Below are 18,383 nucleotides of genomic sequence, written 5' to 3' on the forward strand. Positions count from 1 at the left end.
GGGAGAACGTTACTGTTAAGCAGTCATGGTCTTGAAATACAGTGTCATCACATCATCCGGAGATAAGCCGTGCATTGTCACCGAAGCGAGTGATACACCGAGCAATACGCATCAGCCGCCTGTTCCCAGGTAAAGCGCTTGCTCATGGCATTATCCTGTAACCGGGTGAACAGCTCATGCTGGTAATAAACATCCAGGGACGTTTGTAGACAGTCAAAGAGTTCCTGTGGATCAGTACTGTTGAACACAAAACCGGTTCCCTTGTCGTTGTGTTCAGCAAACCCAGCCACCGTATCACTCAGTCCCCCTACGCGTCTGACAATCGGCAGGGTGCCGTATTTAAGGCTGTAAATCTGGTTCAGGCCACATGGCTCAAACAGAGATGGCATAAGAAAGAAATCAGAGCCAGCCTCAATCCAGTGTGCGAGCTGATTCTCAAACCCATTATAAAAACGACATTTGTCTGGAAATGCCTGAGCCAGTTCTTCCAGGGCAGCTGCCGTATGCGGTTCGCCAGAACCCAGCAGGACCAACTGCACATCATTGTGCAGAAATCGCCACAGGGCTGGAATCAGGTAATCAAAACCTTTCTGCCCCGCCAGACGGCTGACCAGTCCGTAAACCGGCTTATGGTGATCCACCGGCAAACCCATACGGTGTTGCAGTGCCGTTTTACATTCTTTCTTACCGGCACGGTCAGCCCGGGAGAAACGTGCCGGAATCAGCGTATCGGTTTCAGGACTCCACTGTGTGTAATCGCAGCCATTCAAAATACCGGACAAATCCGTTTCCCGGCGTTTGAAGCTGTCCATCAGGCCGTGAGAGCCCAGAGGTGTCAACAGCTCCCTGGCATACTGAGGGCTGACCGTATTAATCTTGTCCGCAAAGGCAATACCGCCTTTGAGAATATTGATCATGCCAAAGTCTTCAAAACAGGCCGGATTGAAGTAGCGCCAGGCAATACCCAGACTGTCGATTTGGGACACATCGGTTTTCTGCTGATAAGCCGCATTGTGAATCGTCAGCAGTGACCGGGTATCGGCAAAGAAAGGATTGCTGCACTCATCCACTCTCAGGTAGTAAGGCAACAACGCCGCCTGCCAGTCATGGCAATGGACGACATCCGGCTTAAAATCAAGGATACGGCAGGTTTCCAGAACCGCCTTGCTGAAAAAAGCAAAACGACGACTGTTGTCGTGATAACCCTGACCGCCTTCGCCGTAGATACCACCACGGTCAAAGAATTCATCGTACTCAACAAAGTACACGTCAGTGCCACGAAACTGACCATGGCGAATCCCGAACCACAGGGTTTCACCATGATTCATACGTACACAACCGCCTGCGATGGACACGGTTTCCACCTTGCTCAGCGCAGCTCGATAAGCAGGCATGATCACCTTAACCCGGTGGCCAGCCGCTTCCATTACGGGTGCCAGGGCGCCAGCCGCATCGGCCAGCCCCCCGGTTTTAACGATTCCGTCGAATTCAGACACTGCAAAAACGACGTTGAGATTAGAGTACAGGTCAGAAGCCAACCTTGGTTCTCCTTGGAATAACAACAATACCGCTCTCTGTTACCTTGAACCGTTTACGGTCTTCCTCAAGATTCACACCAATTTTCGTGCCGGGAGCAATCTCAACACGCTTATCGATGATCGCCTTGCGGATTTCACAGCCTTCGCCAATCTTGACGTTCGGCAGGATCACAGAATCCGATACATGGGTCTGTTTACCAATCTCAACGTTATAGCCGACAACGGAACGATCCATAAATACATCGTTGAAGATACAGCCAGTGCCGATCATGGACTCGTTAATCTGCCCTTCCCGGGATTCACGATTATAAGCAATCAGTGCTGGCGGGAATGGTGGCACATAAGTATTGATTGGCCATTTGAGGTTGTGCAGGTCAATCGGTGGATTAGCAGACAGCAAATCCATATTGGCCTCCCAGTAAGCGTCCAGCGTACCCACATCACGCCAGTAACCGCTCTTGTCACTACCCGGCACTTTATTCTCACCGAAGTTATAAACCATCACTTTCTCTTTCGGGAACAGCTTTGGAATAATGTCTTTACCAAAATCATGGCGGGACTCTTCATCAAGGTGGTCTTCACGCAGAACACGCTCCAGACATTCACGCTTAAAGATGTAGTTACCCATGGAAGCCAGAACGTACTTCGGATTGCCCGGAATGGTTTTGGGGTTTTCCTTTGGCTTCTCTTCAAAACCGATCATACGACCAGTTTCGTCAACTTCGATGATGCCGAAGTGGTAAGCGTCTTCCACCGGAACCGGAATCGCTGCAACGGTCAGGGCTGCTTCGGACTTTTCATGCAGGTTGACCATCTTGCGCACATCCATAGTGTAGATATGATCGCCACCAAAGATCACGACCTGGTCCGGGTCCTGGGACTCTATCAGATGCAGGTTCTGAAAAATGGCGTCCGCAGTGCCCTGATACCACTCCTGACCTGTCCACATCTGGGCTGGCAGGGTATCAATAAACTTGTCAGACAGACCCGCAATTCTCCAGCAGCGCTGGAGATGTTTATTTAGCGAATGAGACTTGAACTGGGTCAGTACATAGATTTTGTGCAGGTCAGAGTTAACAAAGTTACTCAGCACAAAGTCAATAATACGATACTGACCACCAAAAGGTACGGCTGGCTTGGCACGGTCCCCAGTCAATGGTGATAAACGGGAACCTTCCCCCCCGGCAAGAATCATAGAAAGAATTGAAGACACTAAACTTTACTCCCTGATAGCTAAAATACTTCATTTATCGTGCCGTCTTCCTTAACGCCTTTGTCGATCACCTGTTATTGCTCAGATGTTGTTACTCCAACAAAGCTCCACTTTTCCCCGCTGAGTTGACACAAAGCGGGGACGTAGCTGGAAATAAAACCTTCCGGCTACTTTATTATTCAATTATCGAATTCTGATTGGTTTTTTATTGTTCAGCGTTCCTGAAAACCTCAGATACCATGGCCTGAGCTTCTTCCTGAATCTGCTTCAGATGCTCTTTGCCCCTGAAGCTTTCCGTGTAAATTTTATAAACGGCTTCAGTTCCGGAAGGACGGGCAGCAAACCAGCCATTAGCCGTTTCCACTTTAAGCCCGCCGATAGCGGCTCCGTTTCCTGAGGCATGGGTGATTTTGGCCGTGATGGGGTCACCTGCAAGGGTTTCCGCCTTAACCTTATCCGGACTCAAACCCGACAGAATTTTTTTCTGCTCATTGTCTGCCGGTGCCTGCAAACGTTCGTAAACCGGAGAACCGTACCGTTCAGTGAGCTCGTCGTATAACTCACCCGGATTTTTACCCGTGACCGCTGTAATTTCAGCGGCTAACAAAGCCAGAATAAAGCCATCTTTATCTGTACACCAGGTCGTACCGTCACGACGCAGGAATGCAGCTCCGGCACTTTCTTCACCACCAAAGGCCAGATCGCCGGAGTTCAAACCGTCCACGAACCATTTGAATCCAACCGGCACTTCACAGACTTCACGCTCCAGACCTTCAGCGACACGGCCAATAATACTGCTGGACACCAGTGTCTTACCAATACGGGCGGACTTCGACCAACCTTCACGATGGCGATACAGATAATCAATGGCAACCGCAAGGTAATGGTTTGGATTCAGCAGACCATGGGTTTTCGTCACAATGCCATGTCGGTCAAAGTCAGGATCGTTACCGAAAGCGATGTCGAAACGATCTTTCATGTTGATCAGGCCCGCCATGGAACAGGCAGAGGAGCAATCCATACGAATCTTGCCGTCTTTATCAACATGCATGAAAGAGAATGTCGGGTCGACTTTGCGGCTGACCAGCTCAATGTCCAGGCCATAACGCTTAGCAATAGGCTCCCAGAAATACAGGCCGGAACCACCCAGCGGGTCTACGCCAATTTTCAGACCGGCTTTGCGGATCGCTTCCATATCGACGACATTTTCCAGATCGTCAACATAAGACGTGACGTAGTCGTATTCGGTCACATAATCCGATGCCAGAGCGTCAGCAAACGTCAGACGTTGAACACCTTTCAGACCTCGGGCAATCAACTCATTGGCACGATCCTGCACCCAGTTGGTTATCTCTGTACCAGCTGGGCCACCGTGTGGAGGGTTATATTTGAAACCTCCGTCTTCTGGTGGATTATGCGACGGAGTGATAACAACACCATCAGCCTGCAATTCATTATTGTCTCTGTTGAAGCTGACAATGGCATGGGAGATAACCGGGGTCGGAGTGTAACTGCGACCCTCATGAATGCGAACATCCACCTGGTTGGCGGCAAACACTTCCACAGCACTGATCAATGCGGGCTCCGACAGGGCGTGGGTGTCCATGCCAACAAACATTGGACCGGTAATACCCTGATTACTGCGATATTCGCAAATCGCCTGACTGACAGCCAGAATATGCGCTTCATTGAACGTCGCCTGGGAGGATGTTCCACGATGACCAGAGGTTCCGAATTGCACGCGCTGGGCTGAAATCGCTGGATCAGGGCTGATGGTGTAATAGTCACTGACCAGTCTTGGAATGTTGGCCAGAATATCGTCTGTAGCAATTTTGCCTGCTAGCGGATGCATGAGAGGTTCCTTATTGATAATCAATAAAAATGACAGCCAGCGGTGCATTCATAGAGGTGTCATTAACCACCTTAAATACACGACAAATCACAACACAGGAAAACCTGCATTGTGCTTTATCGTATTCACCAACGGTTATTGCTTTTTATTATAAGTGATCCCACCTAGGCAGTTCCAGCTTTATTAAATAATTTCAATGACTTATCGAAAGTGACTGTTCCCCACCCTATCGGGTGAGGCTTCTGATTTCTTAGGCAGCAACCGACAGTCTGCCGGATTTACGCAAGCCTCCATCAGCAGAAACGGACAGTCCTTCCGCCTTTAATTTCAATATGCCTTGCTTCTTGATATTGCGAGCTGCATTAATATCCCGGTCATGGATAGCACCACAGCTACACTCCCATGATCGGATTCTCAATGGCATTTTTTCCTGTTTCAAATCGCAGACTGAGCAAGTTTTAGAGGATGCAAACCACTGGTCTATCTTCACCAGATGTTTACCTTCCTGCTTTGCCTTGTATTCGAGTTTGGTTATCAGTGAGTGCCAGCCAGCATCAGCAATAGAACGTGCAAGACGCTTGTTCTTGAGCATGTTTTTAACTTTCAGTGTCTCCACAATTACCGCTTGGTTTTCGTCGATGAGTTGTTTTGATAGCTTATGCTGAAAATCATTACGGGCAAAGGCTACACGCTCATGCGCCTTTGCCACCAATAAACGGGCTTTGTGCCTACCTTTTGAGCCTTTCTTGCAGCGAGATAGAGCCTGTTGTTTTCTTTTCAGGTTACGTTGTGCTTTTTTCAGAAAGCGAGGATTGCCAGTCTTATGGCCGGTACTGGTGATAGCCAGATCAGTAATCCCCATATCAACACCGACAACCTGATTAGCTTCAAGATTATCAATCTGTTTTGGTTGTTCCTGGGTATCATCAGCCAATATGGAGGCAAAATACTTGCCGGTTAGCGTTCTGCTCAGGGTGATAGACTTCACCTTACCCACTATTTCACGATGCACTTTAGCCCTTATGGGCTTGCACTTGGGGATTTTTATCCAGTTATCGCCCACAGAGACAGACGTACAATGGTAGCTACTTTGCTTGCCATGCTTTTTCTTGAAGCGAGGAAATCTTGCCTGCAATTTGGGATTGAAAAAGTTTTGAAAGGCCGTATCCAGATTGATAGTGGCCTGTTGCAGTGCAATAGAGTCAGCGTTTTTCAGCCATGAGTACTTTCGGCTTTTCTTGGCTTTTGCCAGCAAGGGCTTCAGGTGTTTTTTGGGAGAAAGGCTCTGCCCACGAACCTTGTAATAATGAACCTTAATAGCCAGGGCCTTGTTCCATACGAACCGCACAGCATCAAACTGACGGTCGAGAAATTCCGCCTGCTCTGATGTTGGATAGATTCGTACTTTGGTGGCTCTCAGCATGGAACGTTATTTTAGTGCTCATTAATATAAACTTCATATTACAGGTATTTGAAAGAGGTTTTCAAGTGAGCGCACACAATAAAGATTTACTTAAAGGGTATCTTCCCGTCATTCAGCACCTATATCAGGAATAAATCTCTTGGTACGATCGGCCAAGAATTGAAATGATGGTTAATTGCCTCTCCTGCAAGCCAACGACATGTTTTTCATGACCATCGACTAATAAAACATTAATTCCCTGAAAGCAAAAAAATACCCAGCGTGCAGTCGGATTCTGATAGGGCTTTCGCTTCATATCCGGAAAGAACCTACTCTGACGCTTTAATTCATGCCTGATTCGATGCTGTATCGCTGCGTAGACTAACAGACAAAGCGTCATCACCATAAGCAACGCTTCTATACGTTCCGGCTTCTTTAAAAACAGCGAGGAGACCAGAAATTCAGGGCTTTTCAGAAACCGAAATCCACGCTCCACCGACTGCTGTGATTTATAAGTGCTCAACACTTCTGCTGAACTTAGCTGGCTCTTGTCCAGATTGTTTGTTGCCAACACAAAGCACCCCAGAGAGGCCTCTGCTACTTCACGACAGTCAACAGATACCCAAGGATGACCGCTGACATAATACTCCACGCTATCTGGTTTGCTGTCTTTCTCCGGACGTCCCGCTTTGGTATAGCATGGTTTTGTCGTAATTACAGGTTCTGCCTGACAATAATTGCTTTTTGATTGCCACTCATTGAACGCACGCAATGCGTCCGTTTCACACTTGAACGGTTTCTTCGCCAGCTTGCTGGTCAGTGCTTCCGCTTCTTTTTCTGACTTTTTCAACAGTTTTTTGAGCAGTGTTTTCTGTTCGCTTTTCCGAGCCTGTTCACTGCGAATCAGAACCCACCGTTGAGATACATCCGCATAGTCGGACAGTACTTCGCAGCTCTCATAACCTTCGGCACCTTCAACCGGTGTCATCGCACGAGAAGCGACACTGTCCACAAGCTCTCTTGCGGCTTTTATTTTAGCCGGAACCCGGGTGATAAACTGTTGCTCTTGCTGATGTAATATACGTACATTGTCTGTTGTGTAAAGTGCAGCATCGCCGATCAGGTAACGATTATTCAGCGCCTCTTTGTAGCATTTCAAATGCTTGCTGATGACTTTTTTAAAATTAGTGTTGTCGTTTATATTGCCACTGGATGCGGCCATGAATACGGGAATACCCGCCTGATTTTCAGTCATTAGGAGCAGTATCGCCTGATTTAATTCAGGTCGGTGATCTCTGCTGTATCCACGACAGATTTTAATGCAGTTCAGGTCTTCTTCATCGACTTCAGACTCACTGTTATAACGACCGTCCACATGAAAGCTGGTTGAATCAAGATTCAGAGCATTACACGGCAGTTTCAATACATTAACGGCCTTGACAGCCAGTGATAAATAGACCTCACTTACACCCAGTTCAAAAATTTGATCCAAGGCTCTGCCGAGTACACTTTCGTTGATATGTTCCGGCTCTATACCCGGTCGAATAAGTTTATCCAGTGGCTTGTCGGCGTGAAACTCAGGGAACATGTGGAGTGTGCGAGCAGTGAAGCCCAGTCCGTTAAGCAGCATTGAGACAACGGTTTCTCCGAAGGAAATCTTTCTGGTTTCAGATTGGTTGGGAACCAGAGAATCCAGAAGGTTAGCGATCCCGAGCTCTTTGCACATACCGGCCACCAACCCAGTATGGTCGATGCGTTGAATGTGAAATTGATGAGGTTGCATGGCATATGCTCAGTCTGAAAATTTTTTACATTTTAGATGGTTTTAGGAAATTCTCAGATTAAGTGCTGAATGACGGATCTTCGCAAACGACATAGCGTTACCAAGCTGGTTATTCATTTGGTGTTCACGACAAAGTACAGACGAAAGCTTTTTGATGGCTATATGATCAAGCAGTTACGGGAGTCGTTCGAGAGTGCATGTGAAAAACTGGAATGCCAGTTACTTGAAATGGATGGCGAAAAAGATCACGTACACCTGTTGGTGACCTACCCACCAAAACTGGCTATCAGTGTCATGGTAAATAATCTCAAATCAACATCATCAAGACGGTTGCGAATGCTGAATACCCACCTTACTGCTCAGAGCAAAGCAGGCTTAATGTGGTCAAGGTCTTACTTTGCTTGCAGTGCTGGCGGTGCAACTATCGAGACTCTGAAGGACTACGTTAATAGCCAGAGTACACCAGATTGATGGCGGAAGGCTCTGCGCCTTCCCGTCTTATATCCCCGCCCGCATTGGGCGAGGGTTTACAACGATTTTGCTAATCCCTTTCCTCAATGATCACCAGACTATGCCCTTCCACAAGGTGCCAGCCTCGGGTTAACAACACTTCCTGAGTGAATGGTTTAGCCCCGGCGGTGTCCATAAGGGTGAACCAGTAATTCTGACTATGTCGGTTAGCAAAAATAAACCGTCGGTTAACTTTTTCGTTATTCATCAGAATGTACAGCGCCCCTGCGTTCGGGTCTGATTCTGATGCCATTATTTTCAGGACAAGACAGCCGCCTTGAACCTGACCCAGCTGATGTTCATTTAACAGCGCACCCTGTCGATCCATCCAGCAGATACTTTTTCGACCACCATAGCTCTGTAGCAATGGGTGTTTTTTACGCAGTGCAATTAAACCGGCGGTAAAAGCCTGCAGGTCTTTTGCCATCCAGACCGACTCATCTTCCTGCCAGGACCAGTCAAGCCATGACAATTTCGAATCCTGACAGTAGGCATTGTTATTGCCATCCTGAGTGTTGCCAAACTCGTCCCCGGCCATAATCATTGGCGTGCCTCTGGACAGCATCAAAGTAGCCAGCATATTACGCTTCGCCCGCTGTCGTCTGGCCAGAACCGGTGAATGCGTCGTATGCCCTTCCACACCATAGTTACAGGAGTAGTTGTGGGCATCGCCATCACGATTGTGTTCACCGTTGGCAAGATTATGCCGGTGTTCGTACGACACCAGGTCATTCAGCGTGAACCCGTCGTGACTGCAAATGTAATTAATACTACCGATGGGTCGATGGTTGCCAAAGATATCCACAGACCCCACCATACGCCAGCCAATATCAGCAACACGATGGTCGTCGCCGCGCCAGAACGAGCGAATGCCATCACGGTAGCGGTCATTCCACTCCTGCCATTCACGGGGGAAACCTGCCAGGCGGTAGCCTTCGGGGCCAATATCCCAGGGCTCCGCAATCATCTTGCACTGTGACAGCACCGGGTCCTGGTAAATGGCCTGAAAGAAGGCGCTGTCACTGCGGAAAACCCGTCCCTGCCGGGCCATGGTGGGTGCCAGATCAAAACGGAAACCGTCAATCTGGTATTCTTCGACCCAGCTGCGCAGGGCATCCATGGTCAGCTTCAGGGTCTGCGGACAATCAAAGTTCATGGTATTGCCACAGCCGGTATAGTTGGCGCTATCGATCTTTTTATGACCACGGCCATCTACGGTCTCGTCAACGAGATAGTAATCCCGCTCACTCAACCCCCGCAGACTAAGGCTCGGGCCACCGTGACCACTCTCACAGGTATGGTTAAAGACCACATCCATAATCACTTCAATGCCCGCACGGTGGAGCTCCCTGATCATGGTTTTCATCTCGGTAACCGGGTCATCAACCGCCAGTGAAGGTTCCGGCGCCATCAGACAAAGCGGGTTATAGCCCCAGTAATTGCTCAACCCCATGTTATCCAGACGTTCTTCACTGACCCGGGAAGTTACAGGCAACAACTCAACCGCCGTCACCCCCAGCTGTTGCAGATAAGCGACAGATGCTGGATGACTTAAACCCAGGTAAGTACCGCGGAGCTGTTCGGGAATGGCTTTATTCTGTATGGAAAAACCTTTGACGTGCAGCTCATAGATAATACTATCGGTGCGGCTGGTGCCTGGCTTGCTCACCTTCTGCCAGTCAAACTCGCGCTCCCTGACCACACTTCTTGGCATAACACCGGCGCTGTCAATCTCACTGATTTTCCAGGCACCGGTTGATTTGGAGATAGAATAATCAAACAGTGCCGGATGCCAGCTGACTTCTCCCCTGACTTCACGACTGTAAGGATCAAGCAGAAACTTACGATTGTTAAAGCGGGGGCTGAGATCCGGGTGCCACTGCCCATCGGCGCGATAGCCATAGCATTGGCCAGCGCCGATACTGGCAACGAACAGATGCCATACTCCCATGGCTGAAGGCAGCATCGCTAAGCGAGTCTCCTGATTTTTCTGGTTGAAAAGGCAGAGCTCGACCCCCTGGGCCTGAGGCGCATACACCGCAAAATTAACGCCGTCAGCCTGTTCTGCAGAAGCCGTTAAAAGACTCTGTACACCCTGTTTCATCAAAGTTGCTCCCTGCAACTCTGGACGTCCGGGAGCCGTCTCATAACTCACAGCGCTGGTTTGACCCGCCGCGTTTGGAAGAAGTTTGTTTTTTTCAGTCATTGTAAAAAAGTGCACAGGCAGACCGTTTAGGATCGTCGCAATCAGAAATATACCGGGCTTTAGCTTTTAGCTCCTGGCTATTAGCTATTAGCTATTAGCTATTAGTTGCTCAACAGCTAACGGCCAACAGCCAACGACCAACGGCCAACGGCCAACGGCCAACAGCCAACGGCCAACAGCCAACAGCCAACAGCGGTATATTCTAAGCTTCATCTCCCCTTACTATCTGCATATCAATAATCAGGAATTAAGAAAACTGCCGCCAGAGGTGGCAACGTTAACACCAACGATTGTTCATAACCATGAGCTTCGACAAACTCTGTCGATAAACTACCTGCATTAATCACGCCACTGCCACCATAACAGGAACCATCGGTATTAATCAGTTCATACCAGGGCCCCACCTTCGGCACGCCAACCCGGTAGTGATGACGAACTTCGGGAGTAAAGTTACAGACCACCAGAATGGGGGGCTGACTCCCCCCCCGACGAAGAAAAGCATAGACACTCTGTTCAGTATCATCGCCAATAACCCAGCAGAATCCCCGGGTGTCATAGTCCGACTGATGCAAAGCCGGGTACTTGCGATACAACCTGTTCAAATCTCTGACTAACTGCTGCAAGCCCCGACTGTAATTGCCCCGTTCACTCTTTTCAGCTAACAACGGCCAGTCCAGCTGACCATCATGGTTCCACTCAGTCAGGCTGCCAATTTCTGCGCCCATAAACAGTAGTTTCTTGCCGGGATGGGCAAACATAAAACCGTAGTAAGCCCGTAAACTGGCAAAACGACGCCAGTCGTCTCCAGGCATTTTCCCCAACAGCGTACCTTTACCATGCACCACTTCATCATGGGACAGTGGCAGAATAAAATGTTCAGAGTAATGATATTCCATGCTGAACATCAGTTCCCCATGGTGATAACGCCGGTACTGGGGTTCATGCTTCATATACTCCAGTGAGTCGTGCATCCAGCCCATATTCCACTTGTAGCCAAACCCCAGGCCATTCTCATAAGTCGGCTTTGAAACACCCGGCCAGCTGGTAGACTCTTCGGCAATGGTGACAGCCTCAGGATAATGCCCATAAATGGTTTCATTCAGTCGTTTAAGAAAATCAACCGCTTCCAGGTGCTCATTGCCACCATGGACGTTCGGCTCCCATTCACCTTCTGACCGGGAGTAATCGAGATAAAGCATGGAGGCCACGGCATCGACCCGCAGACCATCAATATGAAAACAGTCCAGCCAGAACAGGGCATTACTGATCAGGAAATCACGCACCGCTGGCTTACCATAGTCGTATATATGCGTCTGCCAGTCAGGGTGCCAGCCCCGTCGTGGATCAGCGTATTCATACAAAGGCGTGCCATCAAAACGTCCCAGACCGTGTGGGTCCGAGGGAAAGTGCGCAGGCACCCAGTCCAGAATCACCCCAAGTCCACTCTGGTGACAACGATCAACCAGAGCCTTAAAGTCATCCGGTGAACCAAACCGGCTGGTTGGCGCATACAAACCCACTGGCTGATACCCCCAGGAACCCGTGAAGGGATGCTCCATAGGCGGCAGTAGTTCTATATGTGTAAACCCTTGCTCAACCACATAAGGAATCAGTTCGTTAGCCAACTCCCGATAAGTCAGACAGCGCCCTTCGCTACCAAAACCACCGGAAGAACTCCCATCAAACGCCTGTTCCCTGCGCCACGACCCCAGATGAACCTCATAAATACTCATGGGCTCATGCTGTTGCCCCTGATGCCGCCAGTCCTGATCCTGCCAGCGATAATGCTTCTGGTCATACACTATAGAGGCATTGCCGGGTGGCTGTTCCGCATAAAAACCATAAGGGTCTGACTTATGGGGCAGCAGCTCTCCACCGGCATTTCTTAATTCGAACTTATACAGATCACCAGTACTTACGTGCGGTATAAACAGTCGCCAGATCCCATCATCACAACCCTGCATGGGATGCAGCCGGGCATCCCAGCCATTAAAGCTGCCGACGACTGCCACACTACGGGCATGGGGTGCGTAAATCCGGAACATAACACCCTGAACATCCGGTCCGGGCACTGCTGGAATATTCACCAGCCGCGCGCCCATATAGCGATAAGAACGATAGGGCTCAACAAACACCGGATTGAATACGTGATCACCAAACTGCCATGGGTCAATAAAGGTAAACGACTGATGTTCTTTACTTTGGATTTCCAGTCGATAACAACGCAGTGGACTGCTGGCATCCAGACCCAACACAAACAGACCACTGGCTACCTGCCGCATTTCCCCAACCCGTTCTTCGCTGACAAGGTTAATCAGATGAACCGTCAGGGCATCGGGTCTCCAGACCCTGACCACTTTCCCTTTTCCGGGGGAATGGCTGCCGGGAGGCCCGGTAGTCACATCATGAATACCCAATAAATCAAATGGCCGGGAACAACATCCATCCTTGAGATCCTCAAGCAGAGACTCGATAGAATTTGTCATGGCAGAAACAGAAGTGAACAAGAGAAAGGAGCAAGGTTTGCAGGGTCGTTAGACCCTACAAACCTCAGAAGGGAAACTACGCCATATTCCAGATGGTTTTCGCGTAATCCGTAATGGAGCGGTCAGAAGAGAACTTACCCATGGAGGCAGAGTTGGTTATGGCAGTCTTCCACCACAGCTCCGGCTTCTTCCAGGTCTCAACAATCTTATCTTGAGCGTCGCTGTAAGACTGGTAATCCGCCAGTGTCAGGAAGTAATCCCCACCCAGCAGCGAATCCACCAGCGGACGGAAGGCATCAGGTTCCTCAGGACACAGGTCGCCAGACGCCAGCCAGTCAATAACCGCTTTCAGTTCCGCGTTGCTGTCGTAGACATCTTTGGGGTTGTAACCACGATGACGCAGCTCAGCCACTTCTTCTACGGTCAGACCAAAGATAAAGATATTGTCGTCGCCGACCTCTTCCGCAATCTCAACGTTAGCGCCATCCAGAGTACCCACAGTCAGGGCACCGTTCAGGGCAAACTTCATATTACCAGTACCAGACGCCTCGAAACCGGCAGTAGAAATCTGCTCAGACACATCGGCCGCCGGGATAATTTTCTCAGCCAGGCTAACGCGATAGTTAGGCAGGAAAACCACCTTCAGCTTGTCTTTAATACGACGGTCGTTGTTTACACGCTCAGCAACACGGTTAATGGCATGGATAATGGTTTTAGCCACTTTATAACCAGGCGCAGCCTTGGCAGCAAAAATAAACACCCGCTGTGGTACGTCCAGGTCCGGATTTTCCAGCAGACGACGGTACAGAGCCATGATGTGCAGCAGGTTCAGCTGCTGACGCTTGTACTCATGCAGGCGTTTGATCTGCACATCAAAGATAGCATCCGGACTGATTTCAACATTGCACAGCTCTTTCACCTCGGCGGCAAAACGAACCTTGTTGTTGCGCTTGATGGCTGCAAACTTTTTCTGGAACGCAGGGTCATCGGCATAGGCATTGATGGCATCCAGTCTGGTCAGGTCTTTGCGCCAGTCGACTTCACCGACCTTGCCAATGGTTTCATCAATCAGCAGGGCTAATTCAGGGTTACAGTAATCCACCCAGCGACGAGGAGTCACGCCGTTGGTGACGTTCACCAGCTTGTCCGGCCACATTTCATTGAATTCCGGGAACAGCGAGCTTTTCACCAGGCTGGTGTGCAGCGCCGCTACGCCATTGACTTTATGGCTACCCACAACAGACAGGTACGCCATACGAACCATCTGCTGACCTCCGGGACGCTCAGGCTCCTCGATAATAGACAGGCGACGTTTCATGTTGTTATCACCCGGCCACTGGGCTTCCACTTCCGTATGCAGGAAGTGGTAGTTGATCATGTGAATGATCTGCATGTGGCGAGGCAGCACTTTATTAATCAGGTTCTGCGGCCATTTTTCCAGCGCTTCCGGCAACAGGGTATGGTTGGTGTAAGCGAACACCTCACGACAGATAGACAGCGCCTTGCTGAAAACAATGTCTTCCTCGTCCATCAGGATACGCATCAGCTCTGGCACAGCAATCGCCGGATGAGTGTCGTTCAGCTGAATGGCTACTTTTTCAGCGAAGCCATCCCAGTTGTCACCGTTTTCACGCTTGTAACGGGCAATCAGGTCAGCAATGGAACAGGCGACAAAGAAATACTGTTGAATCAGGCGCAGCTCTTTACCGGCTGGGTGGTTGTCGTTTGGATACAACACCTGGCTAACGTTTTCAGCCTGAATCTCTCCAGACCGGGACTCCTGATAACGGCCTTCGTCGAAACTGGACAGGTCAAAACCTTCTGCCGCACGACTCTCCCACAGGCGCAGCGTGTTCACCGTATCCGTACCATAACCGGTCACCGGCACATCCCAGGGCATACCCAGAATTTCCTGAGTATCTTCCCAGGCTGCCTTGCCAGCCCGCTCTGTTACCCGACCATACAGTTTTATCCGTTGTTTGCGTTTAGGACGTTCGATACCCCACGGGCAGGACTCTTCCCTCCAGGCATCCGGGCTTTCTGTCTGCTTACCACCAGCAAAGCCCTGCTTGAACAGACCAAAACGGTAGTTAATACCATAACCGAAGGCTGGCAGGTCCAGAGTCGTCAGCGAATCCATGAAGCAGGCTGCCAGCCGACCCAGGCCACCATTACCCAGGGCCGGATCGGTTTCATGTTCCAGAACGTCGGTCAGGTTGACGCCGAGGTTCGCCATGGCTTCTTCAGCCTGATGGTAAATACCCAGGTTATGCAGGTTGTTCCCCAGCAAACGGCCAACGAGGAACTCTAAAGACAGGTAGTAAACCCGACGTGCTTTTTCATCACGCTCTTTGTGTCGGGTTTTGCGAATTAAGTCCAGACCCAGCTCGCGAACGACCAGGCTCAGTGCTTCCCAGTATTCAGCGGGACCGGCCTCTTCCTGGTCAACACCCAGTGATTGCTGCAAGTGACGCTTGATGCTTTCGGCCAGCTGGTCGGAATCAAGTTTTTTAGCAGCATACTGCTCAGTCTTGTTTACGCTCATGGCATCCCACTCTCTGTTTCTCAAAAACGTGATCGCATGACCTGAGGTTCATTATAATTCTGATTTCGGATCATTACGCATTTGTTCTAAATTATTCTTTGCGGGAACCAGTATTTAAAGCTTTAATTGTTTGTAAACGATTTCAGCCTACAGAGTCTTCATCCTACTTAAGCGACAGCGTAAATATATATCAGTCAGGCTGAAGAATTATCAAAGCTTTTCAGCTGTTTTCTCAGCAGAAGTCCAATGTCTTCTACTTTCATGGTTTTTTCGAGTATCTGGTATAACAGCTCCGCCAGCTTCCGGAACGCACCGCCTCCCTGAGATGACACCAATATTGCCCGAATCACGGTGCTGAGATTTTCCGGGTCATATTGAGAGCTACGCTGAACCCAGGGGTCGTCAGCCCTGAAACGCTCATTCAACTGTAAAATCTGCTCTGTTGATAACAAGCCTGATAACTGATCCATGGCCTGACTATTTAACGGTTCTGAGCTGGCATTTTCCACACGGTTATTCAAAAGAAAATGCTCTATCTCTCCGATAACCTGGTCTCTGGCAGATTGCGTAAAAAAAGGGTTGCTGCCGGTTTCGGGTGACGAAGCTTCTGAGGTCGCGGGTCTGTCCTGACTGACTGGTGAAGAGATCACCATGCGACCAAGCAGCGTGTCTATATTTACTGACGGGATTTCAGTAACGGCCTCTTTGATTCTATTAACAGCCTCTCTCATACCCTCACCTAAAACGTGATTCAAAGCTTGCACTAAATCCCGGGTATTACCTTTCTTTTCAAGGAACTTAATTACCAGAAACTCTAGTCTTTCGTACTGTCCTTCAAGCTGATACCACTGACCTGAGACAAGCCTGTCTGACAGCTGGTCAATTTGCTCATTGCCAAGAATTTCTGAGAGAATTTTTATGATATCCCTTCCTTTGCCTGTAAAAAACTTTTGGCCTTGCTCTGGTTTAAGAAATTTCTCAAGCAGACTGACCGGTATACCTTCATTATTCTTGCTCTTTGTTGTTATTCCCATTTTTTTAAGTTCATTTTCTATCCTTGTCTGACGGTTTAGTTTTGCAAGATTAATAATATCATGCTGATTTTGATATATCGTTTCTTTTGCTCCCTTCAGTGGTTTTATACCAGCACTGGCTGCGTTATCAACCAGCCTTTGAATACTGACAAGCATCTGACCACCTTCCGGGTTGTTTAACCAGACCAGATTAGCCAGTAGACTTTCTATTATTTTTTTAAGGTCATCATGACTTCGTTGTAAAACGTTAGCGTTAATAGTTTCAGTATGACTATTTAGCTGATTCAACAGATCGTCTCTGTTCGTGCCGTTTTTTAAGTTCAGCTCAAGAAGGCTTCCCAACTGAATCAGCATATTATTCATAAATATCTCATCACTCTCGCTAGCAACCGAGTGCCGCAAGTAGTCAATGACACGCACCAGGCAATTAATAAACTCTTCAGGCGTTTCACCCGGTATAAAGAGATAAGCCAGCAAAGCCCTCAGTACTATTAATAGTTGGTCCAGTCCGTCTACATGGTGAGGAATAACACCCCATACAGAATTCATATGACCTGACAGCTTATTTTTCTTGCCATCGTCATCTTCGTCATCCCTTCCACTCCCTCCACTCCCCCCTGATAAGCGATTGCCCTGTGTGCGCCTTAAAGACCCCCAGCCTCTCAGTTTCTTTCTGGGCGGTTCACCGCCTGTCTGACCTTTTCTTTTGTCACTCTTATCTCCGTTTCCCGTCTCAGTCTTTAAAAAACTAAGCCAGTCGTCATTCATCGCCAGGTAACCTGTTTCGCCCAACGCATTGGATGAAAAGTCAGAAACAATGCCAGTAAAATTATCCTTTGCAATATCACCATTCGCTATACCACCAGTCACAGCACTGTGTACAAAGATGACATCTGACAGTTGACTATTATTTTGTAAATGAACCCACTCTTTTTGCCGACGATAACTACCCGTCACAGGCACAATAATTATTTTATTTAGTTTAACTTCGTCCTGCTGATACCAGCCGTCAGCCACAATATACCCCAGTGAGCTACGTTCTAATGAGACAGCAAAAGAGTGGCTATACTTCGCCCTCCCGGATAGATACCGGAATAAAGAAAAACGTTCCTTCGTTTCGCGATTTACTTCTAAGCCAGATAGTTCAGCGACGAGTGTCTGACTGGCTAAACGAATAGTGTCAGAAATAAAGTAAATACCTGGCTGCGCATAAAAGACGCAGGGAGCTTCCACATTATTGATAAGTTCGGACAGATCACCCGACTGTGGCGTAAAATGCATAAAGCATGAATAAGATACTGCCTGAGAAAGTAATGGAATGTATGGATTAACAGGAAGCGTATTGTATGAACGATCTCTGCTTTCTGGATAAGAAACGATTGACTGTAATTTTATATCCAGCCAATTTTGGAAATACCCGTTATCACTTCTCCATAAAACATCCATTTTATCCCATGCCATACTACTCATTGAAAAAATGAGTAAACATACAGGCAATAAAACAATCGCAAACAACAGCTTTACCCCATTTAAAATTTATGTTTTTAGAGAATAAATAAAATTGAGTCATCAGGGTTTATCTAATGAATAATGCCTGAATCAAAGCATCAGAAATACTAGCCTATAAAACCTGACCTGTTGCGTTATTTTGTGAATGATTACTGAAGTCCGGGGATAAAACAATGGCGTAAAAAAAAGCCGGTACTGAATAGCACCGGCAAATCATGAAATATCTATATAGCCACTCACACATAAAGCCAGTCGGGAATTCAATTCCACTGACTTGAAAGAGGTTCCTGAAAAGGAGGCGCGCC

The 18,383-nt window shown here is 48.5% G+C and carries 10 protein-coding genes; 1 reads left to right on the forward strand and 9 read right to left on the reverse strand.

The genetic code is table 11. The annotated features are described in order from the left end of the window. Positions 1-77: 77 nt before the first annotated feature. The 5 genes from glgA to NX720_RS05135 form a co-directional block, all read right to left on the reverse strand. Positions 78-1,538 (reverse strand): glycogen synthase GlgA, encoded by a 1,461-nt coding sequence (gene glgA / locus NX720_RS05115; RefSeq protein WP_262599837.1) that lies wholly within the window; start codon positions 1,536-1,538, stop codon positions 78-80. Then, a complete protein-coding gene (gene glgC / locus NX720_RS05120; protein WP_262599839.1) occupies positions 1,528-2,751 on the reverse strand; it encodes a glucose-1-phosphate adenylyltransferase in 1,224 nt (407 codons plus the stop codon). Before glgC ends, glgA begins: the two co-directional genes overlap by 11 nt. Positions 2,752-2,956: 205 nt before the next feature. Beyond that, positions 2,957-4,603, reverse strand: coding sequence for a phosphoglucomutase (alpha-D-glucose-1,6-bisphosphate-dependent) (gene pgm, locus NX720_RS05125; protein WP_262599840.1), 1,647 nt, complete (start codon positions 4,601-4,603; stop codon positions 2,957-2,959). 250 nt (positions 4,604-4,853) lie between these two features. Continuing rightward, on the reverse strand, positions 4,854-6,026 hold the full coding sequence (locus NX720_RS05130) for an RNA-guided endonuclease InsQ/TnpB family protein (protein WP_262595363.1): 1,173 nt from the start codon (positions 6,024-6,026) through the stop codon (positions 4,854-4,856). A 124-nt stretch (positions 6,027-6,150) separates the two neighbouring features. After that, positions 6,151-7,788, reverse strand: a complete 1,638-nt coding sequence (locus tag NX720_RS05135; protein ID WP_262599842.1) for an IS1634 family transposase — start codon at positions 7,786-7,788, stop codon at positions 6,151-6,153. A 69-nt stretch (positions 7,789-7,857) separates the two neighbouring features. Here NX720_RS05135 and tnpA point away from each other — a divergent pair, with 69 nt between their 5' ends. Beyond that, complete coding sequence (gene tnpA, locus NX720_RS05140) at positions 7,858-8,259, forward strand: IS200/IS605 family transposase (protein ID WP_262599843.1); 402 nt, start codon at positions 7,858-7,860, stop codon at positions 8,257-8,259. Positions 8,260-8,329: 70 nt separating this feature from the next. Here tnpA and glgX read toward each other — a convergent pair whose 3' ends face one another. The 4 genes from glgX to NX720_RS05160 form a co-directional block, all read right to left on the reverse strand. Continuing rightward, positions 8,330-10,402 carry a glycogen debranching protein GlgX gene (glgX, locus tag NX720_RS05145; RefSeq protein WP_262599844.1) on the reverse strand — a complete coding sequence of 691 codons (2,073 nt, stop codon included), beginning with the start codon at positions 10,400-10,402 and terminating at the stop codon, positions 8,330-8,332. A gap of 335 nt (positions 10,403-10,737) precedes the next feature. Further along, a complete protein-coding gene (gene glgB / locus NX720_RS05150; RefSeq protein WP_262599845.1) occupies positions 10,738-12,990 on the reverse strand; it encodes a 1,4-alpha-glucan branching protein GlgB in 2,253 nt (750 codons plus the stop codon). A 76-nt stretch (positions 12,991-13,066) separates the two neighbouring features. Next, entirely contained in the window at positions 13,067-15,535 is a 2,469-nt protein-coding gene (locus tag NX720_RS05155) for a glycogen/starch/alpha-glucan phosphorylase (RefSeq protein WP_262599846.1), read from the reverse strand. Positions 15,536-15,729: 194 nt separating this feature from the next. Next, a complete protein-coding gene (locus NX720_RS05160; protein WP_262599848.1) occupies positions 15,730-17,586 on the reverse strand; it encodes a hypothetical protein in 1,857 nt (618 codons plus the stop codon). Positions 17,587-18,383: the final 797 nt, after the last annotated feature.

The sequence above is a fragment of the Endozoicomonas euniceicola genome (assembly GCF_025562755.1).
In the GTDB taxonomy this organism is placed as follows: domain Bacteria; phylum Pseudomonadota; class Gammaproteobacteria; order Pseudomonadales; family Endozoicomonadaceae; genus Endozoicomonas_A; species Endozoicomonas_A euniceicola.

Excerpts from the sequence above, each read along its gene's own strand:
- pgm (WP_262599840.1), bottom strand. The coding sequence starts at position 4,603 with ATGCATCCGCTAGCAGGCAAAATTGCTACAGACGATATTCTGGCCAAC.
- NX720_RS05130 (WP_262595363.1), bottom strand. The coding sequence starts at position 6,026 with ATGCTGAGAGCCACCAAAGTACGAATCTATCCAACATCAGAGCAGGCG.
- NX720_RS05135 (WP_262599842.1), bottom strand. The coding sequence starts at position 7,788 with ATGCAACCTCATCAATTTCACATTCAACGCATCGACCATACTGGGTTG.
- tnpA (WP_262599843.1), top strand. The coding sequence starts at position 7,858 with ATGACGGATCTTCGCAAACGACATAGCGTTACCAAGCTGGTTATTCAT.
- glgX (WP_262599844.1), bottom strand. The coding sequence starts at position 10,402 with ATGAAACAGGGTGTACAGAGTCTTTTAACGGCTTCTGCAGAACAGGCT.
- glgB (WP_262599845.1), bottom strand. The coding sequence starts at position 12,990 with ATGACAAATTCTATCGAGTCTCTGCTTGAGGATCTCAAGGATGGATGT.
- NX720_RS05155 (WP_262599846.1), bottom strand. The coding sequence starts at position 15,535 with ATGAGCGTAAACAAGACTGAGCAGTATGCTGCTAAAAAACTTGATTCC.